The organism is Psychrobacter sp. UBA3068 (genome assembly GCF_002366815.1).
In the GTDB taxonomy this organism is placed as follows: Bacteria; Pseudomonadota; Gammaproteobacteria; order Pseudomonadales; family Moraxellaceae; genus Psychrobacter; species Psychrobacter namhaensis.
The window spans coordinates 106,722-129,573 of sequence record NZ_DFBY01000047.1 but is presented as its reverse complement, the minus strand read 5'-3'; the positions used below and the strand labels follow the sequence as shown (position 1 = coordinate 129,573).

The 22,852-nt window shown below is 45.7% G+C and carries 17 protein-coding genes and 1 pseudogene; 11 read left to right on the top strand and 7 right to left on the bottom strand.

The annotated features are described in order from the left end of the window. Positions 1–193: 193 nt before the first annotated feature. Positions 194–643, top strand: coding sequence for a hypothetical protein (locus tag B2P60_RS11410; protein WP_286741430.1), 450 nt, complete (start codon positions 194–196; stop codon positions 641–643). A gap of 73 nt (positions 644–716) precedes the next feature. On the opposite strand, the gene B2P60_RS11405 is transcribed toward B2P60_RS11410, so the two are convergent. Then, the gene (locus B2P60_RS11405; RefSeq protein ID WP_193005499.1) at positions 717–1,253 is read right to left on the bottom strand and encodes a gamma carbonic anhydrase family protein; all 537 of its coding nucleotides are present in this window, start codon (positions 1,251–1,253) and stop codon (positions 717–719) included. Positions 1,254–1,344: 91 nt separating this feature from the next. Next, a pseudogene (locus B2P60_RS11395) lies at positions 1,345–2,641 on the bottom strand (RNA-guided endonuclease InsQ/TnpB family protein). A gap of 231 nt (positions 2,642–2,872) precedes the next feature. Here B2P60_RS11395 and B2P60_RS11390 point away from each other — a divergent pair. The 6 genes from B2P60_RS11390 (at position 2,873) to B2P60_RS11365 (ending at position 12,016) form a co-directional block, all read left to right on the top strand. Then, positions 2,873–3,421: a phosphatase PAP2 family protein gene (locus tag B2P60_RS11390; protein ID WP_286741424.1), complete on the top strand. Its 549-nt coding sequence runs from the start codon at positions 2,873–2,875 to the stop codon at positions 3,419–3,421. A gap of 283 nt (positions 3,422–3,704) precedes the next feature. Next, the gene (gene carA / locus B2P60_RS11385) at positions 3,705–4,946 is read left to right on the top strand and encodes a glutamine-hydrolyzing carbamoyl-phosphate synthase small subunit (protein WP_286741421.1); all 1,242 of its coding nucleotides are present in this window, start codon (positions 3,705–3,707) and stop codon (positions 4,944–4,946) included. Between the two features lie 139 nt (positions 4,947–5,085). Next, positions 5,086–8,349: a carbamoyl-phosphate synthase large subunit gene (gene carB, locus B2P60_RS11380; RefSeq protein WP_230708478.1), complete on the top strand. Its 3,264-nt coding sequence runs from the start codon at positions 5,086–5,088 to the stop codon at positions 8,347–8,349. 337 nt (positions 8,350–8,686) lie between these two features. After that, a complete protein-coding gene (gene greA / locus B2P60_RS11375; protein WP_286741419.1) occupies positions 8,687–9,163 on the top strand; it encodes a transcription elongation factor GreA in 477 nt (158 codons plus the stop codon). A 375-nt stretch (positions 9,164–9,538) separates the two neighbouring features. Then, on the top strand, positions 9,539–10,447 hold the full coding sequence (locus B2P60_RS11370) for a hypothetical protein (RefSeq protein WP_286741418.1): 909 nt from the start codon (positions 9,539–9,541) through the stop codon (positions 10,445–10,447). Positions 10,448–10,609: 162 nt separating this feature from the next. After that, positions 10,610–12,016 carry a glycosyltransferase gene (locus B2P60_RS11365; protein WP_286741416.1) on the top strand — a complete coding sequence of 469 codons (1,407 nt, stop codon included), beginning with the start codon at positions 10,610–10,612 and terminating at the stop codon, positions 12,014–12,016. 143 nt (positions 12,017–12,159) lie between these two features. Here B2P60_RS11365 and B2P60_RS11360 read toward each other — a convergent pair whose 3' ends face one another. The 3 genes from B2P60_RS11360 to B2P60_RS11350 all read right to left on the bottom strand — a co-directional run bounded on the left by B2P60_RS11360 (position 12,160) and on the right by B2P60_RS11350 (position 16,814). After that, complete coding sequence (locus B2P60_RS11360; protein WP_193005092.1) at positions 12,160–13,602, bottom strand: APC family permease; 1,443 nt, start codon at positions 13,600–13,602, stop codon at positions 12,160–12,162. A gap of 319 nt (positions 13,603–13,921) precedes the next feature. Next, complete coding sequence (gene gabT, locus B2P60_RS11355; RefSeq protein WP_286741438.1) at positions 13,922–15,178, bottom strand: 4-aminobutyrate--2-oxoglutarate transaminase; 1,257 nt, start codon at positions 15,176–15,178, stop codon at positions 13,922–13,924. 169 nt (positions 15,179–15,347) lie between these two features. After that, positions 15,348–16,814: an NAD-dependent succinate-semialdehyde dehydrogenase gene (locus tag B2P60_RS11350; RefSeq protein ID WP_193005094.1), complete on the bottom strand. Its 1,467-nt coding sequence runs from the start codon at positions 16,812–16,814 to the stop codon at positions 15,348–15,350. 233 nt (positions 16,815–17,047) lie between these two features. Between B2P60_RS11350 and B2P60_RS11345 the strand changes: the two genes are divergently transcribed. The 3 genes from B2P60_RS11345 to B2P60_RS11335 all read left to right on the top strand — a co-directional run bounded on the left by B2P60_RS11345 (position 17,048) and on the right by B2P60_RS11335 (position 18,747). Continuing rightward, complete coding sequence (locus B2P60_RS11345; RefSeq protein ID WP_193005095.1) at positions 17,048–17,809, top strand: IclR family transcriptional regulator; 762 nt, start codon at positions 17,048–17,050, stop codon at positions 17,807–17,809. Positions 17,810–17,914: 105 nt separating this feature from the next. After that, entirely contained in the window at positions 17,915–18,355 is a 441-nt protein-coding gene (locus tag B2P60_RS11340; RefSeq protein ID WP_286741414.1) for a transposase family protein, read from the top strand. Further along, a complete protein-coding gene (locus B2P60_RS11335) occupies positions 18,352–18,747 on the top strand; it encodes a transposase family protein (RefSeq protein WP_286741412.1) in 396 nt (131 codons plus the stop codon). Before B2P60_RS11340 ends, B2P60_RS11335 begins: the two co-directional genes overlap by 4 nt. A gap of 17 nt (positions 18,748–18,764) precedes the next feature. Here the strand turns inward: B2P60_RS11335 and B2P60_RS11330 are convergent, their stop codons facing one another. Then, positions 18,765–19,964 (bottom strand): CaiB/BaiF CoA transferase family protein, encoded by a 1,200-nt coding sequence (locus B2P60_RS11330; RefSeq protein ID WP_264298168.1) that lies wholly within the window; start codon positions 19,962–19,964, stop codon positions 18,765–18,767. Between the two features lie 334 nt (positions 19,965–20,298). Beyond that, complete coding sequence (locus tag B2P60_RS11325) at positions 20,299–21,483, bottom strand: acyl-CoA dehydrogenase (RefSeq protein WP_198334366.1); 1,185 nt, start codon at positions 21,481–21,483, stop codon at positions 20,299–20,301. Between the two features lie 176 nt (positions 21,484–21,659). On the opposite strand from B2P60_RS11325, the gene B2P60_RS11320 reads away from it, so the two are divergent. After that, positions 21,660–22,487, top strand: coding sequence for an IclR family transcriptional regulator (locus B2P60_RS11320; protein WP_286741410.1), 828 nt, complete (start codon positions 21,660–21,662; stop codon positions 22,485–22,487). The last annotated feature ends 365 nt before the right edge of the window (positions 22,488–22,852 follow it).

Below are 22,852 nucleotides of genomic sequence, written 5' to 3'. Positions count from 1 at the left end.
TGTCGCCAATGTTCAACACGCCCTGGTATTTTTAATACAAACCATGTTTGTTATAAACGGTTTGGAAAACAGAAACGGTGGTTTTATGAATAAAAAATTTGATGAGTAAGCTTTCAAAACGCTACTGCTTGCCAAGCAACATTATGGTAGCTTACTGTATCTAGCATATTGAATAAAAAGCTCAGAGAACCCTATGCCATCGCCTAATAATAAAACCGATTTGCCGAATAAACCACGTCGACCTGCTCGCTCAATCAGAGAAATCAGACAGCGGCAGTTAGGTAACCGTTATCAGTCACCCTTAGACCGTATGCTTTATGCACTCTTGAACGGAGTCATGTATGGCTTTGGCGGTTTGCTGATCGATCTGGCCATTGTGGTCATTCGCTCAATAGTTGGTATTGGTAACGGCGAGATTTTTTGGTTGTTCACGCCTTTTATGTTGCTACTTGGCGCTTTAATGGGGTTCATCGTTGGCAAATCCGCTGGGGCAGAAAGCATTAACGCACTAAATATCGATGAAACAGCCAATAACAATAATTATCTCAACAACTACTCTGTACGCCATGATATTTTTCGCGGACTTATCATTGGCATTATCATTTTTGCCATTATTTGGCTGGCGATGATGCTGATGACTTAACGCCTAAAAAATATAAAAAGATCGCCCAATATCACCCACTCACTTTTTATACGACTCCGCTATTGGCTAACGCTTAGCTTGGCATGGCGATTTCTTTTAGGCCCGTTTTGAACTTCTGGCAGCGCTCAGCATAGTGCTCCGCTGACATTCTCAACATAGCAGCTTGCTCATCGGTCAGTGTTTTGACGACTTTGGCAGGCGAGCCCATGACAAGAGAATTATCGGGAATCTCTTTACCTTCGGTGACCAAAGCATTGGCACCAATGATACAGTTTTTGCCAATTTTGGCATGGTTTAGCACGATCGCCCCAATACCGATCAAACTATTATCGCCGATTTCGCAGCCATGGAGCATCGCTAAATGACCAATGGTGACATAGTTGCCAACTTTTACCTCAATACCCGCATCGGTATGGATAACGCTGTTTTCCTGCACGTTGCTATAGTCACCAATGTGGACGCGTTCGTTATCACCGCGAATCACTGCGCCAAACCAAACACTGGCTTGATGACCCAAATATACATCACCCATCACTTGAGCTGAGTCTGCCACCCAACCGTTAAATGGCACGGCAAATTCAGGCACTTTGTCTAAATACTGATAAATCATAGTTTTTTCCTCATTAAGGATAATGGGCTTTTTTGACATACTCCCACCACATTCGCTGCGCTCAAGTGGGGGATTCTAAAAGCGTTAGCCTTTAGGCGACTTTCTCACGACCGTCGCAAGTTTTCTGTTTCAACGGGCGACCTTTACTGCATCCTCCCTCCGCAGACAAAACGGCATGTCCTGCCGATAAAATATTTTTAGCTGCATTAATATCAGCATTGGCTTTATGACCACATTGGACGCACTCGAATTTGGACTGAGTTTGTCTGTTTTCCTTGGCGATATGCTGGCATTGAGAGCAGGTCTGGCTGGTGTAGCGTGGGTTTACTTTGATAAGTAAGCCGCCTTGCCATTGCTGCTTATACTCAAGCATATCAATCATCATGCCCCAGCCTTGATCTAAGATAGCTCTGTTTAATCCTNNCATGACGGCCTTTATTCTCCACCGTACCGCTGGCTGATGTCGACATATTAGCGACCTTCAAATCCTCACAAGCAATCATGGCGTGGTTTTTGCTGATGCTGGTGGTGATTTTGTGCAAGTAGTCATGACGAATATTGGCGATATGATGGTGGAGCTTTTGAATCTTATGCTTTTGCTTTTTCCAGTTTTCACTGAATGTTACTTTTTTTGCCAACCCTCGTTGCAGCTTGGCAAGTTTGAGTTGGTTGGCTTTAAAGCTGTTCTTGGGTTTGATAACCTCACCGTTTGAGGTGGTGAGTAGTTTGCTGATGCCCATGTCCAAGCCAATGGCGCTTGTGGCAGGGTGAACCGGCTTTTCGGCCAGTTCGCGCTCAGTGCCAAACGAGATGTACCAGTGACCTGACTTCTTGCTGATGGTGACGTTTTTAATCGTGCCGATGATGTCTTGTGATTTTCTGAATTTCACCAAGCCAATACCATTAGGTAGTTTGACTCGGTTGCCCTCAATACGGCAGTACTTATCAAACTGAACCAAGCGAATGGAATCGCAGCCATCTGCTTTGCGCTTAAATTGTGGCATTAGAGGTCGATGCTGGATCTCCGTGCCATCAGCCAGTTTAAAGAACTTGGGTTTACGAGGTTTGTTTTTATTTTCTTTTAATCTGGCGTGTACTTTGGGGTCAAAGAATCGTGACCAAGCTGCTGCTAAGTCACGTACCTTTTGTTGTAAGGACACGGCATTGGCATGAGTTTTTAAAAAGGCAAAATCAGGGTTGTTCTTTAAGCCAACGATTTTATTAACAAGGTTGGTGGCGTTAATAAACTCATCTTTAGCAAACATCTCAAACGATATTGCCAGCATTTGATTCCAAACAAAACGTGCTGAGCCGACAAGATTATTTAAGATAATCTCCTGCTCTGCATTAGGCTCAAGCCTAAATTTGTACGCTTTGTTGATTTTCATAGTGCCGATTCACTGTGTTTTTTAAAATAATTTCTAAAATTTATTATAGCTTATTTCAGTATATAGTTTTTATGACTATATAATAAACACTAAGCGAAATTCACCTCCACCCTAATGTCGGGTGGCGTCCTCTTTCGCGGTTTTGATAGTACAATCCGCTAAAGCAGTCGCCTTGAGTACTTTGATCACTACGACAAAGCAACAGCCAAAATTATGCCTAGGAATCATACGATGCAGCACAAGAAATATACCTCCGCCATAGTATTAGCAAGTAGCTTGGTGGTGGCCGCACCCTGTTATGCAGCCGATACCTCTGGTGTGGAACGAGCAGGTGATATTATTGCTCTCACCATACCTGCCATTGCCTACGGGAGCACTTATCACATGAATGATAAGCAGGGTCGTCAGCAATTTTATCAGTCGTTTGCAGCCAATCTTGCCGTAACTTATGCTCTAAAGTCAACCGTTGATAAAGAACGACCCGATAGCAGTGATAACGATTCATTCCCTTCAGGACACACTTCTATAGCGTTCCAAGGCGCAAGCTTTATCCACAAACGCTATGGGCTAGAATATAGTATTCCTGCCTATGTTGGTGCAAGCTTTGTGGGTTATAGCCGCGTTCAAGCAGACAAACATGACGTGGCTGATGTACTGGCTGGTGCAGCGCTAGGAGTGGCCAGCAGCGTGTATTTGACAAAAAGCTATAATGATCAACTGATAGTCACCACCAATCTTGCCCCTGATTATTATGGACTTTCTGTGCATTACCAGTTTTAATCGCTATGTTTGCCTTTAACGCTAGCCATACCAGCCTATTTTGTATATAATACGCAAAATCTGTGCCTAAGCGAGCGGACATGATGCAAGTTACCTATTCACTATCTAGTGGGTTTTGTAGTTTTCATCTTTAATGTCTTCTCGCTTTTTTGTGGAAAATTTTTGGGTTTGCCGCTTTTTTTATGTTTATTTAGCTGCCGTTAGATAGATCTAAAAAGTCACTTTCTTCAAAATTTTGAACGCAAAAAGTCACGATACTCACACATAATAGCGGAGGCAATCCTTGAATTCATCGACAGAAATACAAGCAATTTTGGCACTAGCAGACGGTACGATCTTTCGCGGTGTCAGTATCGGCAGCCTTGGTCATCGTGTCGGTGAGGTGGTGTTTAATACAGCCATGACAGGGTACCAAGAAATCCTAACCGATCCCAGTTATGCACGCCAGCTCGTGACCCTCACCTATCCACACATTGGCAACACAGGCACCAATGCCGAGGACACTGAGTCTGGTAATGGTCATCAAGTGTGGGCAGACGGCCTCATCATTCGTGATGCGACAATGGCAACGTCAAACTTCCGCAACTCAGAGTCACTAAGCGACTATCTACAGCGTCATAATACCGTCGCTATCGCTGAAATTGACACACGTCAGTTGACACGCCTGTTACGCGATAAAGGGGCGCAGAACGGTTGTATCATGACTGCGTCAAATGGTGAGACAATCAGCGCTGATGACGAGCAAAAAGCGATTGAGCTGGCACAAGGGTTTGCTGGCCTAAAAGGCATGGACTTGGCAAAAGAGTGCTGTACCACGGACAGTTTTGAATGGACCGCTGGTACATGGGATCTATCAGACACTCTACTCAACCGTGACGTACCGGGTAGTCACGACAGCGGTACTGGTGGCTTCTTTAAGCAGCTTGGTACCCATGTTGACGCAAAATACAAGGTCGTCGCTTACGACTTCGGTAGCAAAACCAATATCTTGCGTATGCTTGTCGACCGTGGTTGTCATGTGACAGTCGTACCAGCGCAAACACCGATCAAAGACGTATTAGCGATGAACCCAGATGGCATCTTCTTATCAAATGGTCCAGGCGACCCTGCTGCTTGTGATTACGCGATCGATAGCGTCCGTCACATCATTGAAGAAACAGATATCCCAACCTTCGGTATTTGCTTAGGCCACCAGCTAATTGGTCTTGCCAGCGGTGCTAGCACCATCAAAATGAAAACGGGGCATCATGGTGCCAACCATCCGGTACAAGACTTAGCCGCTGGTACGGTCATGATTACCAGTCAAAACCACGGTTTTGCAGTTGATGAAGACACGCTCCCTGACAATGTCAAATCCACGCATCGCTCACTATTTGATGGTACCAATCAAGGTATTGAGCTGACCAATAAGCCCGTCTTTAGCTTCCAAGGTCACCCAGAAGCCAGCCCTGGCCCGCACGACTGTGCGCCATTGTTTGATAAGTTTGCTGTGATGATGGAAAAGGCTAAAACTGCCCAAGCTTAAATGTTCATTATAACTTGATAATAAGTTAATGCTTGAATCGCTAAAAGCGGTTTGAGCAGTACTGTAAATATAAAACGCCATAAGCTTTATTAAAAATAGAGATTCATTAAAATATCACCCAACGAAGGTAGCCCTAACTATGCCAAAACGTACCGACATCAAAAGCATTCTTATCATTGGCGCAGGCCCTATCGTCATCGGTCAAGCATGTGAGTTTGACTACTCAGGCGCGCAGGCGTGTAAAGCACTAAAAGAAGAAGGCTACCGCGTCATCTTGGTCAACTCAAACCCTGCGACCATCATGACCGACCCTGTCATGGCAGACGCCACCTATATCGAGCCGATTACCTGGCAGACGGTTGAGCAAATCATTGCCAAAGAGCGCCCTGATGCCATCTTGCCAACCATGGGCGGACAGACGGCGCTAAACTGTGCTCTAGAGTTGGACAAGCATGGCGTGTTAACCAAGTACAATTGCGAGCTGATTGGCGCGACCAAAGACTCGATTGAGATGGCAGAAGATCGCAACTTATTTGACCAAGCCATGAAGCGTATTGGTCTTGAGTGTCCACGTGCTGAAACGGCTGAAACCATGGAAGAGGCCTTTGCGACTCAAGAGAAAATGGGCTATCCGTGTATCATTCGTCCCTCATTCACCATGGGCGGCTCAGGAGGCGGTATCGCGTACAACCGCGATGAGTTTATTGAGATTTGTGAGCGAGGCTTTGACTTATCACCGAACCATCAACTACTGATCGATGAGTCCTTAATCGGTTGGAAAGAGTACGAGATGGAAGTGGTTCGTGACAAAAACGACAACTGCATCATCATCTGTGCCATCGAAAACTTTGATCCAATGGGTGTACACACGGGCGACTCGATCACCGTGGCACCAGCGCAAACATTGACCGATAAAGAATATCAAATCATGCGTAATGCGTCTTTAGCAGTACTGCGTGAGATCGGTGTGGAAACGGGCGGTTCAAACGTCCAGTTCGGTATCAACCCTGACACAGGCCGCATGGTCGTCATCGAGATGAACCCACGTGTGTCACGCTCCTCTGCCCTCGCCTCAAAAGCCACTGGTTTCCCGATTGCCAAAATCGCTGCCAAACTGGCCATTGGTTACACGCTAGATGAATTGCAAAACGACATCACTGGTGGTAAAACGCCAGCAAGCTTTGAGCCCGCCCTTGATTATGTGGTCACTAAGATACCGCGTTTTAACTTTGAAAAATTCCCACAAGCGGATAACATCCTATCGACGCAGATGAAATCGGTCGGTGAAGTCATGGCGATTGGTCGTAACTTCCAAGAATCGATGCAAAAAGCACTGCGCGGCATGGAAACAGGCGCCGATGGTTTTGATGAGCAAATCGACTTGTCGAAAGTGAGCGTTGAAAAAGCCCGTTCTGAAATCATTAACCGCCTAACCATCCCAACGCCTGAACGCATTTACTACGTCGCGGATGCTTTTCGCGTCGGTATGAGTGTCGATGAAGTGTTTAACTTCACCAAGATTGACCCTTGGTTCTTGGTACAGATTGAAGACATCGTCAAAACAGAAGCCACCGTAAAATCACTTGGCTTTGGTGGACTGAACGAGAAAAACCTCCGTAGCTTTAAGCGTAAAGGCTTGTCAGATCTGCGGTTGGCCAAATTGCTAGGTGTCTCACAAAAGCAGCTACGCACCAAACGTTGGGACTTGAACGTCTATCCAGTCTATAAGCGTGTGGATACGTGTGCAGCAGAATTTGCCACCAGTACCGCTTATATGTACTCAACGTACGATAGCGAGTGTGAAGCCAACCCAACAGATAACAAAAAAATCATGGTCATCGGTGGCGGTCCTAACCGTATCGGTCAAGGCATCGAGTTTGACTACTGCTGTGTGCACGCAGCGCTTGCCATGCGCGCTGATGGTTACGAGACCATCATGGTCAACTGTAACCCTGAAACGGTTTCAACCGATTATGACACCTCTGATCGCCTCTATTTCGAGCCAATCACGCTTGAAGACGTGCTTGAGATTGTCCGTATCGAAAACCCTGACGGTGTGATTGTCCAGTTCGGTGGTCAAACGCCATTGAAACTGGCACGTGCATTAGAATCAGCTGGCGTAAAAATCATTGGTACCAGCCCTGACGCTATCGACCGCGCAGAAGACCGCGAACGTTTCCAGCACATGATTCAGCAGCTCAACCTAGTGCAACCATCAAATGCCCTAGCAACCAGCCTAGAAGACGGCTTGGTCAAAGCAAAAGACGTGGGCTATCCATTGGTTGTCCGCCCCTCTTATGTATTGGGCGGCCGTGCCATGGAAATCGTCTATAACGAAGAGGAACTCAGACACTACTTGCGCACTGCCGTCCAAGCGTCAAATGAAGCACCAGTATTGCTAGATCGCTTCTTAGATGACGCTATCGAAGTCGATGTGGATTGTGTCTGTGATGGTACCGACGTCGTCATCGGCGGTATCATGCAACATATCGAACAGGCAGGCGTCCACTCTGGTGACTCAGCTTGCTCATTGCCGCCTTACTCGCTGTCTGATGAGCTGTGTGACGTGATGCGCGCACAAACGGTCGCCATGGCAAAAGAGCTTGGTGTGATTGGCTTAATGAACGTACAGTTCGCGGTAAAAGGTGAAACGGTTTATATCTTAGAAGTGAACCCACGTGCTGCCCGTACCGTGCCATTCGTTTCTAAATGTATCGGTACTTCCTTAGCGCAAGTCGCGGCTCGCTGTATGGCTGGCACGTCGCTTAAAGACCAAGGATTTACGACTGAGATCGTTCCTGCGTTTTATGCGGTCAAAGAAGCGGTATTCCCGTTTGCCAAGTTCCCAGGTGTGGACCCTATCTTGAGCCCTGAGATGAAATCAACGGGTGAAGTCATGGGCGTGGGCAAAACCTTTGGCGAAGCATTTTACAAAGCCATAATCGGTAGTAACGAGCGCTTGCCAGGTCTACCTACTGAGGGCGAGACCAAGACCGTCTTTATCTCAGTTCGTGACAGTGACAAAGCGCAAATTGCTCCTATTGCCCGCCAGCTTGCCGACTTTGGCTTTAACATCGTGTCAACGACAGGGACGCAAAAAGTACTGAGCGACGCAGGTATTGAGTGTAAGCAAATTAACAAAGTCACTGAAGGTCGCCCACATATCGTCGATGCCTTGAAAAATGGCAAAATCGATCTTATTATCAATACGACTGAAGGCAAGCAAGCACAAGAAGATTCTTTCTCTATCCGCCGTAGCGCCCTACAAAGCAAAGTGTTCTATGTCACCACCTTAGGGGCGGCAGATGCGGTCTGTAAATCTTATGCGATTGACTTACCGTTTGAAGTTTACAAACTGCAAGATTTACATGAACAAGCAAAGACTATTGACGTGGCTGAATAATTTCAGTAGATTAAGCATAACCGTCAGGCTTATGTAAAAGCTTATGCGAAACCTGTTATGGGTTTTTATATGACAATAGTGCTTTAAAAAAATAATACCTTTAAAAAGACAGACCTAAAAGCATAGTGGCTAAACTGCGACTATGCTTTTTATTACATAAGGTTCAGTACGCCTCAGTTTATGAGTATATATGCTCATACATGACAGGGCGTTTACAGTTTATACAGCCTGAACCTCACTCTTTTTATATTTCATACTCATTGCAACAACGCTAACACCATCTCACTATTCGCTAAGAGTAGGAGATGGTGTGGTGTTATTGGTTTAAGGAAAAAACATGCAACGTTATCCCATGACTCCGCAAGGACATGCGGCTTTAGAAGCCGAATTAAAACAGTTAAAAAGTGTCGACCGTCCACGCATTACCGCTTCTATCGCTGAAGCCCGCGAACACGGCGATCTAAAAGAAAACGCTGAGTATCACGCAGCACGCGAACAACAAGGTTTTTGTGAAGCGCGTATCCGTGATATCGAAGCCAAACTCGGTGCGGCCCAAGTCATCGACCCAACCACTCTACCAAAAGATGGTCGTGTGGTATTCGGTGTGAGCGTCATCATCGAAAACATGGACACTGAAGAAGAAAAACAGTACAAAATCGTTGGAGATGATGAGGCTGACTTTAAAGCGGGCAAAATCTCAGTCAATTCACCCATCGCTCGCGGCCTTATCGGTAAGTTTGAAGGCGATGAAGTGCGTATCGAAACCCCAAAAGGTGTGGTCGAGTACGAAGTCATGAAAGTCATCTATGATTAGTTTTTCTGACTGTCACAAATTTTATGATAAAGACGCTTTGATAGCAGTCGCTTCTGACAGTGTATAAAACAGCAGTTGGTTTAGACAGTAAGCAAAACAACACAAAGTATCGTTATTTATAGCGTAGTAGTTACACAATGCTGCTGTTCTACTCAAATATTTTTAGCGCATAATTACTTGGGTAGAGACTGCTTAGCCGTTTGGTTTGGCGTCGGGCAAAAAATAATGATGGCTTGGTAAATGCCAGTGTTAGCCTTTATCCATACTAATCCCCTTGTTATTTGATGTGCTGGTCATGTTAAGTAACAAGGGGTTTTCTTGTCTAAGCGTTATTTATTTGCTGTTTCATTGACTGTTATTTTAAAGGAGTCTTTTATGATCATGCGCGTTGATACATCAACAGTCACTATTACTACCAAAAAAACAAGTGCCCAAACCACATCCATAACCACAGCCATGTTTTTAATGTTAGCAGGTATAGCCCTCGCGGCTTCTACAGCCAATGCTGCGCCTGAAATCGCCATTAACTCGACAGCAGGCAGCAGCACTACCGTCGTTGAACAGTATTCTGATGGCAAAACAGCCATCATCACTGCCACACCGAATGGTATCACCATGCGAGATGGTATGCCTTATTCAGTAACTCAAGTCACCACTGTCCCACGCTATGTCGTCCGGCAAAGTGGCACTAATAACACGGTCATGACCCAAGGCCGCACCACTGTCACTAGTGTGCCTGTGTCCAATCAGGTTACCCATAAAGTTACCAAGGTCGATGTCATCTCCACGCCTATCAATACCGTAACTCAAGTGTTACCAGTTACGACCCATGTCACGCCGCAACCAATCAGCAATCAAATCACCACAACGACTTCTTTAGACGCCCTGCAACTAACACCAACATTTAGTACGCCTGATATCGTCAACGCCCAAACCAAGGTCATGAAAATCTTAAAAAATAGCGCTGGCCGTGAAGTCGCAGTTCCTGCCAATCATATCGCGCCAGGTGATATCATTGAATACCATACCACTTATACTAATACGACAACTCAGCCAGTAAACGACATCAATGCGATGGTTTCGTTACCAAATGGCATACAGCTACTATCATTAAATAGCCCGTTGCCAACGCTTGCGACCACGGGTGGCAACCGTTATCAAACCATTCAACAAGTTGGCAAGACCACCGTCATTCAAGAGAGCTATTCTGGTCTTAAGTGGAATTTGGTAAATCTCGACCCTAATGCCACACAAACCGTGGTTATACGAGCAAAGGTTCAGTAGCCGTAAAGCGACCCTTAAAGTATTGAGAATAGATAACGACTACGCCTAAAAAAGGCCTTGCGTACTCAAGGCCTTTTTTAGTGCGTGAAGGTTGAGTTTTAATCACTTTTAACTGACAATAGCAGCTTGATATTATTATATTAACTGGTGACCCACGCTATTATGAAAGTTATGCGCTTACTGTCGTCCTTAAAGCATGATGAATCCGAGCGCGGTATTTTTCATCTTGGACGCGCCTTGGTCAAAAACGAGCATACCTCCATCATCGTCTCCAGCGCTGATGAGGACAATGATTTGGTGAAACGCCTAAAGCGTGACGGGAATATATATCATCAGCTGCATATGAATAAAAAGTCTTGGCTATCACTACTGCAAGTCACCTCACTGCGCCGGCTGATTGAAAAATACGATCCTGACGTTATTCATGTGCATTCGCGTACGCCTGCTTGGATACTACATTTAGCCCTACGTCGCGCGCGTGTCAAGCGCATGCCAAAACTGGTCTCAACCATGTATGGCTTTTATCCTATCAATAAATATTCACAAGCACTGCTTGCTGTCGACACCATCATTACGGTGTCTGATAGTGTGACCAATTATCTAAAAAAAGGGCTACGTCTTGAAGACGCCGACCCTAAAACCATTAAACGAATCTATCGCGGGGTCGATACTCGCCGCTACCCTTACCGGCATAACCCTTCAGTCTATTGGTTACGGCACACTTTCGCTGAATACCCTGAGCTTGAGCATAAGAAGTGGCTGGTGTTTCCCACGGTCATCGGTAACGAGTACGGCCAAGAGTGGTTGATTGATATTTTGGGCAATTTACAAGAGCAGTTTCCTAATATCCACGTCATTATTATGGATGAGGATTACAGAGATGATGACGTCGCTCATGAAGACTTTCGTCAGCGTACCAATGCACTAGGTTTGGCCGATCGCATCACTTACGTAGGCAGCAAACGTAACGACATGCGTGAGTGGCTCTCAGCAGCGAATATCGTGATGGCGCTTGCTAATGAGCCTGAATCGATTGGTATCAATGCCCTACAAGCGATTCATTTAGGCACGCCTGTTATTGGTTGGGACCAAGCGGCTTTTAGTGAGATTCTACAGCCGCTCTATCCGCAAGGTCTGGTTAAAAAGTACAACGCCAAAGCCCTGTGTAAAGCCGTTAAAAACCAATTAGAAAGCGTCACGCGTCCTGAGATGACAAATAAATTCACCATGCGCGAGATGATTGAAGAAACCCTAGCCGTCTATCAAGATCTATACGACATAGCACTAGCAGAAGAACAAGCCGAAACCGATGCCGTAGCAGTAAGTAGAATCAAAAGAAGCTTAAAAAAACCCTCTGACGCTGTCCGTAAGTCGCCTGATACAAACGCTGCGACCACCACTCTACAGCCTGAGCCTCCAAATAAAGACGCTAAAGTCAAGCTGCTAAAAAAAACGCCTAAAACGACAAATAAGTCCAAGATGCCAACTGACTCAGACACCGTTCAAGACGATAGCAGCCAAAAAAGTATCGTTCAAAAAGGTATCATTCAAAACAACAAAGATCTATAAGTCTAGGTCTATCATCAATTCATTTTGACCTAAATATGATAATTTATTTCAGGACGGGACAGTTCAGAAAAAAAGCCTAACATTGCATGTTAGGCTTTTGTTTTGAAGGACAACTTATTTAAAAACGTCTCTCATTAACAATTTTATCGTTTAGGTGGATTGTCTTTTAACCACAACTGATTGACGATTTTTAATTCACGCAGCTCTTCTGCCATAATCGACTCACTAATCCCCGGATATTTCACCCTTGCATAACCGTACAACACGATACCAAGCACTGTCCAACCCAAGAAGATCCACCATTCAATCGCTGTCAGTGCTGAGGGCATACCTGGCATATATAATATTAACATACCAATACTCAGTGCAATCGTTATCATGCCGACCAGCTTACCGGCGGGTATTTTGAATGGACGCACCATATCAGGCTCACGATAACGAAGTACCAAGAACGATATCGCAACACAGGTATAGGCAATGACGATACCAAAACCACCAGCATCAACAATCCAAACCAACATTTTACGACCAAATAATGGCGCAAGCGTCGCCAAACCACCAATCAACAAAATCGCATTGACGGGCGTATTATATTTTGGATGCAGTTTGCCCAAGAACGCTGGCAACATATGGGCTTTTGACATGGCATAAAGCAGACGACTACCACCAATCAAGAACGCATTCCAGCTGGACAAAATACCAAGCACGCCACCAATCACCAATAAAATACCCGCCCATTTGCCTTGCCATGCATTGGTCATTGCGTCAGCAGTAGCAAGCGTCGAGTTCTCTGCTTGTATCAATGGCAACGTTGTACCCACACTCCAAGCAATACCGACATACCATATGACGGCAACGACAATAGAAACAATCAGAAATTTGCCAATATTAGGACGAGTAAGATCAATCTCCTCTGCCGCCTGCGGAATGACATCAAAACCCACAAACATAAAAGGCACCATCACAATAACGGCCATGATACCGCCGATACCCCCGATAAAGGCTGGCGCTTGCACTGAGTTTGAAGTCTCAGGATTGAACAAGACAGCACCGATGAACAATAAAGTACCGACAAACAAAATACCCAGTACAGCGGTTTTTTGAAACCAAGCACTGACCTCCATACCGCGAACATTCAGCCAAGTGACAATGACCGATCCCAGCATCCCGACACCCACCCAAGTGGCGTAGACGTCCCAGCCAGCGATGGTCCAGAGATAACCTTGGCTGTAGTTAGGAATAAAATACTCTACGACCGTCGGCAGGGCAACGGCTTCAAAAGCCACCACTGAAAAATAACCAAATAAAATGCTCCACGAGCAGATAAAGGAGACATTGACCCCTAATGCTCGATGCGTATAAGTATGCTCACCACCAGTGATGGGCATTGAGGCTGCAAGCTCAGCATAAGTAACACCAATCAGTATCACCGCCAGCCCGCCTACCAAAAACGCCAGCATCGCCCCCCAAGTACCCGCAGATAAAATCCAACCGCCAGCCAAAACCACCCAGCCCCAACCAACCATAGCACCAAATGCGAGGGCAATAATATCTAACGTCCCTAGCGATTTTCGTAGTTCAGACATAACCTACTCCTTGTCTGTGTGTCATCCATGTGAACCTTTTACAGTTACACCATTTGTGTTTAGTGGAATAGCACCCATCGTATTTACTATGTACGCCGTTGCGTCTCAAAGCGGTCGTGTGTTCTTTGTCTAGTGCCCAACAGCCACAGCAAAAACAGAAACAGCGCCTTGATTTGCAAGGCGCCGTTGAACAACACACTCAAAGCGAGTGTCATGAGGGCAGCCTTGCCATTATCGTAACTACAACTTTTTAACCAAAGTCAGTGTGTGATTAAAAGCGATCCGTCGCTATAGTAAATAAAATGAGGCTTGCTACCTCTTAAGCCGTTAGAATACCTTTGATAATATCAAGGCCTTCTTGTAGTACTTCGTCTTCAACGGTCAGTGGCACCATCACACGTATCGCATTGCCATACATTCCGCAAGACGCTAATAGCAAACCTTGCTCAAATGATTTTGCTTTTAGGTTAGCAGTTGCCACGGTATCGGGTCTGCCTTCACTATCGATCAAATCGAACGCTAACATAGCGCCTTTGTGACGAATATTACCGATACTGCTTAGATTGAGACCTTTTAAGAACGCCTCAATTTTGTCGCCAATCTCAACACTGCGCTCAAGCAGATTTTCTTCTTCGATCACTTCTATGACGGCAAGCGCAGCCACACACGCCAATGGGTTACCAGCATAAGTACCACCCAAACCGCCCACTTGCGGCGCGTCCATAATCTCAGCGCGACCAATAACTGCCGAGATAGGATAACCACCCGCCAAACTCTTGGCACTGGTCATCAGATCCGGCTCAACGCCCAACTGCTCACTCGCAAACAGCGTACCTGTTCTGGCAAAACCACACTGTACTTCATCAAAAATAAGAACGATGCCGTGCATATCACAGATATCGCGTAACGCTTTGGCAAATGATGGGGTTACTTGGTGAAAGCCGCCCTCACCCTGTACTGGCTCTATGATCATTGCCGCCACTTCACTAGGGTCGATATCTGCTTGGAAAATCATCTCAAGGCTATGTAGGGCTTGTGCTTCTGTGACATTTAACTCTTCAGCAGGGAACAGGGCATGAAACACAGGGCCTGGCATAGGACCAAAATTCTTTTTGTAAGGCAGTACTTTGCCCGTGAGACTCATGCACATTAAGGTGCGGCCATGCCAGCCACCAACGAAAGAGATCACCCCTGGACGCCCCGTTTTAGCACGAGCAATCTTAATGCAGTTTTCGACGGCTTCTGCCCCCGTGGTCAAAAAGAAAGCCTTTGTGTCACCGCTGATAGGGGCTTTTTCGCACAGTTTCTCAGCCAAATCAACATAGCACTCATAGTTGATCATCTGGGCAGCAGTATGCGTAAATTTGTCTAGCTGCTCGTGCACGCGCTGAGTGATTTTTGGATGGCTGTGCCCCGTGTTTAATACTGAGATGCCGCCGACAAAATCGATATAGCGATTGCCTTCAATATCCCATACTTCTGAGTTCTTTGCTTTTTCTGCAAAGATAGGAAAGGCCACACCAAGTCCTGTTGGTAATACCGCTTTGCGGCGCTCTAGTAGTGATTGATTGGTCATTGTCATAAGAATGTCCTTTTCTTTATTGGTAACATAAGTGCCATTAGTTGATTGGCGGTTGACTGCTGGTTTATTGGATATGTACTAGACCGCGAATGGGATTCGTTTGTCGTAAAACCCCAAAGATGCCTAAAATGTCTTACTAATAATGAATCGTTTATCGACACTATTAACTGATATCAGAGCACCAGTATTTGGTCACCACATACTCTTCAATACCGTATTTTGAGCCTTCACGGCCAAAGCCTGACTGCTTCACGCCGCCAAATGGCGCAACTTCCGTAGAGATCAAGCCCGTATTATGGCCGATGATGCCGTACTCAAGTCCTTCGGTCACGCGCCATGAGCGTGCATAATCCCCACTGTAAAAATACGCGGCCAAACCATAGATCGTGTCGTTGGCTTGACGGATGACCTCTGCTTCGTCTTTGAAGGTAAAGATGGTCGCGATAGGACCAAAGATTTCCTCAGAGGCAATGTCCATATCGTGGCTAATATCTGTAATCACAGTCGGATTGTAGGTCAGCTCTGAGGCGTTATTCGTGCTGCCACCAGCGATGAGCGTTGCCCCTTTATCTAGCGCATCTTTTAGCAGTGCTTGTACTTTTTCTAAGGCTTTTTGATTAATAAGAGGGCCGATATCGATGCCGTCATCCATACCATTGCCAACATTAAGCTCAGCCACTTTTTTAACGAACACGTCTAAAAATTGATCTTTAATGCTGTCTTGCACATAGATGCGGTTGGCGCAAACACAGGTTTGCCCAGCATTGCGGTATTTAGAGGCGATTAAGCCATCCGCCGCTGCCTCTAAATCGGCATCATCAAAGACGATAAATGGCGCGTTACCACCAAGCTCTAGTGATAACTTCTTAATGGTTGGCGCACATTGAGCCATAAGCGTTCGACCGACTTCAGTAGAGCCAGTAAACGATAGCTTATGAATACGTGCATCACCCGTTAAAATGTCGCCGATGGTTGATGCTTTGCCAGTGACCACTTGGATCACACCTGCTGGAATGCCCGCTTGCTCAGCCAATACGCCTAATGCTAGAGCAGAAAATGGGGTTTCGGTCGCAGGTTTGATGATCATCGTACAGCCTGCCGCCAATGCAGGCGCCGCCTTTCTCGTAATCATTGCCGCTGGAAAGTTCCATGGGGTGATAGCTGCGCAAACGCCAACGGGTTGTTTTAGGATGACATGGCGCAGTTGTGACTTGTTCGCAGGGATGACATCGCCATAGACACGCTTGCCTTCTTCTGCAAACCAACGAATAAAGCTATTGGCATAGCCAACTTCACCACGTGATTCGGTTAAAGGCTTACCTTGCTCAGCCGTCATGATAATAGCAAGATCTTCTTTATTGGCATCGATGAGATCTGCCCATTTTTGCAACAGATCTGCACGCTCTTGCGCAGTTTTGGCCGCCCAAGCGGTTTGTACTTCATGCGAGTAGGCAACTGCGTCATTCACATCTTTGGTAGTGAGACTTGGCACCGTACCAATAAGTTCACCGTTAAAGGGATTATTGACCTCAAGGGTGGCTTCATCACTGGCCGCATGCCAACCATCTTTGATGAGACAGGATTGTTTGAGTAGATCAGGATTCGATAACTGTAGCGTAGACTGTGACATTTTGACGCTCCTTGTCATTTGAGGGTAAATATTTATAAGAATGGATATAATAGGTTTGTCAAATAATTATTGATACTTTCATACTTGTTCAATATACTGAACAAGTATTCTATATATGAGACATCATTATAGGAATGATCGCTTCTGGTTTGCAACCCTTATTCGCATTTTCATGATTATTTATCGCGACATTTTTATACAATATTGATTTTATTAACTTTGATAGGTTACTTATGAGCTCGACCGCTGTCCCTGCGTTGGACAAAACGTTTCAAATTTTGGATTTGATTACAGACAGTCCTCACCCTCTTACTGCTGCTCATATCGCTAAAGAGTTGGCGCTTCCTCGTAGCTCAACCCATAATATTTTGCAAAGCTTACTGAACAAACATGTCATCTATAAAGATACGGACAGTCGCTTTCATCTAGGCTCTTATTTGATGTATTGGGCAGGCAAATATGAGCAGCAGCAAGGCGTTGTACAGTTGTTTAAAGACCTTATCGTACAGTACCCAGTCCTACTTCAGCACACGGTCACCTTGTCTAAGCTGGATCTGGGGGAAGTGGTGTTTTTGGCCTGTCATGAGTCACCCGCCCCGCTCGGCTTTACCTTTCGAGCAGGGGTTCGAGTACCTGCCGTATTTTCTGCGACAGGTAAAGCCATGCTGTCAACCATGTCTATGGACAGCATAAAGTTATTGTATAAAGAGAGGTTTCCGACGCCCATGACACAACATGGCGTCAGTAATTTTACAGATTTATCCATCGAGCTTGCAGCGATACATGAAAGTCGAGTGTCACTCGATGATGGGCAACTGCGCGATGGTATGTACTGCTTAGGCACTTATATCCGTAATGCTTCAGGCACTGCCGTCGCTGGTATGGCAGTCAGTTTTTTGCAAGGAGAGTACGAAGCAAAGCGGGCTGAAGTCAGTGCCGTGCTGATTGAGTTGGCTGAGCAAATTGAGCAACGTTTGGGCTTTAGCGCTCATTAAGATAAAGGGGTTAATGTTGCGCTTCTTTTAAACACTTCACTAGACCTCTTGCAAAAGTAGCAAAGGGAATTAAAATAAGAAGACACTCATAACTTTTTAGGAACCATGCCAAACATAGATAAGCTACTCAAACAAAGTGACGCTGGTTTTAAACGCTATACTGGCATTCATAAAGCCACCTTTTATGACATGCTTGATGCCATGCAAGAGCATGAAGCATCTAAGACCAAATCAGGCAGACCAAGTGTGCTCAGTCTTAAGGAGCAGATACTACTAGCCCTGACTTATTGGCGTGAATACCGCACGCTTTATCATATCAGTATGGACTTTGGTATTCATGAGTCTTCTGCTAGCCGTATCATTCGTAAAGTAGAAGACATCCTGATTGACTCTGGCAAGTTTGAATTGCCCAAAAAGCTCCCTAGTCGCGTCGATGATGACATCAATTGGAGCGTCGTCATTGTTGATGCCACCGAAACCCCTATTGAGCGTCCAAAAAAAACCAAAGCGACTACTACAGCGGTAAGAAAAAACAACACACCTTGAAAGCGCAGGTTATCGTTCATTGGCAAACAGGGTTGATACTTGATGTACAAACCTGCAAAGGGTCAATCCACGATTTTAAGCTGTATAAAGATACTTGTCCTGATTGGTTGCCTGAGAATACTAACTATCTAGCAGACAGTGGTTATCAGGGTATAGCAAATCTACATAAGCAAACCTTCACACCATTTAAGAAACCTCGTGGTGGTCAGTTATTGGAGATATGCAAACAGGCCAATCACTATCTGGCAAAGTTCCGTATTGTGGTTGAGCACAAAATAGGCTTAATCAAGTTGTTCAAAATCGTGGCTCATAAATATCGCAACCGTCGTCAGCGCTATGATCTTAGAATGAAGCTGTTTGCTGGTATCATTAATTCCGAGCTTAGACTATGACTTTTGCAAGAGGTCTACTAAACAATTCCATCGGCTTTGAGTTTGGCGATCATATCATTATCGTAACCGAGCGTAGCCAAGGTACTATCGGTATGCTCACTCAACTTGGGTGGCGGCGAGCGATAGCTTATAGGTGAAGCGGATAGTTTGATCGGATTGCCAAGTGCGCGTACAGGACTGCCAAGCGCTGCAAAATCAACAATCATCTCACGGGCCAGCGCTTGCGGCATGGACAGGGCTTCAGCGATATTATGAATCGCCCCGCACGGAATACCTGCCTGCTCTAAAACCTCTAACCAGTGTGCGCGTGGACGCTGAGCGAATTGCTTGGTCAGCGCATCACACAGAAGCTCCCGATGAGCAACGCGGGCAGGATTGGTCATAAAACGCTCGTCAGTGTGCCAATCGACTGAGAGGACATCGCATAGTTTGGCAAACTGGCTGTCATTGCCACAAGCTAAAATAAAGTGCGCTTGCCCTTTAGCGCTAAATACTTGATAAGGCACGATATTTGGATGTTGATTACCCAGTCTTGGTGGTACTTTTTCTGACGCCAGATGGTTCATACCGACGTTTGCCAACATGGCAAGCGCACTATCGAGCAGTGCCACATCCACGTGTTGTCCCAGTCCTGTATTTTGACGGGCCAATAACGCCGCTTGGATACCAATGGTCAGCTGTAAGCCTGCAAATAAATCAACGACTGCCACACCGACCTTGTGTGGTTCGCCATCGCTGGGACCCGTGATACTCATCAGCCCTGACAGACCTTGGATAATATAATCATAACCGGGGCGCTTGGCATCTGGCCCTGTTTGCCCAAATCCTGTTAAAGACGCATAAATCAGACGCGGATTGTCTTGTTTTAGGCTGTCGTAGTCTAAGCCGTATTTTTTAAGCCCGCCGACCTTAAAGTTTTCTACTAGAATATCGCTATCAATGGCAAGCTGTTTGATAATGGCTTGTCCCGCTGGCGTAGTAATGTCTACGGTGAGCGATTTTTTATTGCGATTGATGGTGGCATAATAAGCGGACGTGTCATCGCTGAACTTTGGCGGTGCCCAGTGACGGGTTTCATCACCAATGCCAGGACGCTCAACTTTGATGACTTCTGCCCCAAGATCCGCAAGCACCTGCGTGCAAGAAGGGCCTGCCAACACTCTCGATAAGTCGAGCACTTTGACACCATTCAACGCGCCTTTTGGCATATCAGTCATAAGAGTCCCTTATTTTTTAACCTGTTTTTTTGATTTTCTAATAATAAAACTGTTATTCATCATTTAGCCCCTAAGCAGTTAGATGATGAATAACAACTAAAAACGTACGCTACTATTGATGCTCTTTTTCACAAAAGTCCAAGCCGCAACGTACGCAGTGAAGCATCTCTGTGTTAAACATTTTTGGCCATTCTATTGAAAACCGATACAGAGTGAATGGGATGATTTTTTTGTAGCCTCTGTCACGCTGGCGAACAGCAAGCCAGAAAAATTCATCCCATTCGCACGATGATATTAACGTATTGATTTTATTTTCAACTGACTATAAAAACACTTAAAAGAATGCTTGAATGCCTGTCTGTGCACGACCTAGGATAAGGGCATGAATATCATGTGTACCTTCATAGGTATTAACGGCTTCTAAGTTCATGACATGACGGATGATATGGAACTCATCAGAGATACCATTACCACCATGCATATCACGAGCGATACGAGCGATCTCAAGTGCTTTACCACAGTTATTACGCTTAATCATAGAGATCATCTCAGGAGCAGCGTTGTCCTCATCCATCAGACGACCGACACGTAGCGCGGCTTGTAGACCTAAAGTGATCTCTGTTTGCATATTGGCCAGCTTCAACTGCACCAGCTGTGTTGCGGCCAGCGGACGACCAAACTGCTTACGATCTAGCGTGTACTGACGCGCCGCTTTCCAGCAGAACTCAGCCGCACCCATCGAACCCCAAGCGATACCATAACGGGCTTTATTTAAGCAGCCAAAAGGACCTTTTAGACCACGAATATCTGGGAAGGCATTGGCTTCAGGGACAAACACTTTATCCATGACGATCTCACCCGTGACTGAGGCCCGTAGTGAGAACTTGCCTTCAATTTTTGGCGCAGACAGCCCTTTCATGCCTTTGTCTAACACAAAACCGCGAATGTCCCCTGCATCATCTTTGGCCCAAACGACAAACACATCAGCGATAGGGCTATTGGTAATCCACATTTTATTACCAGTTAGCTCATAACCCCCATCGACTGCCCGCGCACGAGTCGACATCGATGACGGATCTGAACCAGAGTCTGGCTCTGTCAAACCAAAGCAGCCAACGTATTCACCCGTGGCAAGCTTCGGCAAGTATTTTTCTCTTTGTTCTTCTGTACCGTATGCCCAAATAGGGTGCATCACGAGGCTCGATTGCACACTCATCGCTGAGCGGTAGCCCGAATCGACCGCTTCTACCTCTTTGGCAATCAGACCATAGGCAACACTTGACAAACCAGCACAGCCGTAGCCATCAATCGTCACCCCAAGCAGGCCCATCTCACCCATTTGACGCATGATATTGCGATCAAAGTGCTCATTGCGATTGGCATTGATAATGCCCGGCATCAGCTCTTTTTGAAAAAATTGCTGAGCACTGTCCGTCACCATACGCTCTTCGTCAGTGAGCTGGTTGCGTAATAAAAAAGGGTCTTCCCAGTTAAAACGAGGGTTGGTCGATGTTGCCATGTGTCTCTCCTTGATATCAGTCATCCTGACTGACGAGTAGTGATAAATGTCATAAATTGATTTAGCAAGTTATTGACTTTGTAATTCCGCTGTGCGAAACTTAGTTTCATAATATAAACTATTTAAGCAAAATTAAGCCACGCTGTAAACCTTTATCAAAAAAATATGAGTATAAAATGACAAAACCCTTATCCACAGCCATTCCTCTACTGGATCGAATAAACAGTACGCTTAGCCAAAGCAAAAACGACAATGACCGGCAGTTTGTGACAGCGCTTGGTCGCGGACTGACATTGCTTGCCGCTTTTGAGCATCACGAGCGGCTTACCCATCAGCAGTTGTGTCAAATGACTCAATTGCCAAAAGCGACCATCACCCGTCTCATCCATACCTTAACCACGCTTGGGTTTTTGCGTACCACGGAACACGGACACTATCAATTGGGCAGTAGTGCAGTAAGGCTCAGCGCTACTGCGTGGAGTCGTCATGATATGATCGCTGCTGCAGCGCCATTATTACGACAATTCGCCAGCGAAAATGAGGTGTCAGTGAATTTAGCCACTGAGGTCGAAGGAGAAATGCGCTATCACGCCTGTTGTCGCAGCCCTGCTCGTTTGTCCGTTAATCTACAAGTTGGCTCAGCAGTGCCCGTGGCATACACTGCTATTGGCCGCGCGTTTTATGCTGTCAGCTCAGCGACAAGACAGGCTATGATTAGTAACAATCTACAAGAGCATTTACCTAAAGACACGTTTCATAGCGCGCAAACCGCCTTAGAACAGGCAGTAGAACACTATAAAAAGTATGGTTATACCGTCTCTGACGGTGAGTTTTCTACTGATATATTGGCCGTCGCTGTTGGCGTATATGATGTTGCAACTGGGCAATACGCTTACTCAATCAATGCCAGTGTCCCGAGTGCCAACTGGGACGCGGATGACTATGCTTTGATGATTGTGCCAAAATTGCAGGCGTTGGCTGAAAAGATTGGTAACGGGGATTAAAGATACGTCCTTAGCTCAAAATCTTTATCCCATACGTCAATTGCACGGCATCAATGGGTTCAATATCAGCTAAAATCTGACTATCGATTGTGGGATGAGTGATAAGTTTACTTAGGCTATTTTTATTCTCATTAATCGGATAATTTGAACTGGCTAAATTTGAGCTATTAGGTAAACTCAAAAGGTGCAGCAGACGGTCAGTCTCAGCATATATGCCATCTACCTGAATTACTTTAGCACACTGTTACCCAATTAATTCTAGGCAGTGATATCATATATAGAGGATGTAGACGATACTTCTGGACGCTTACTGGCATTTGATAGTGGTAGAGTCCTCTTTAGCCGTCTTTCTACTTCAGTGATCT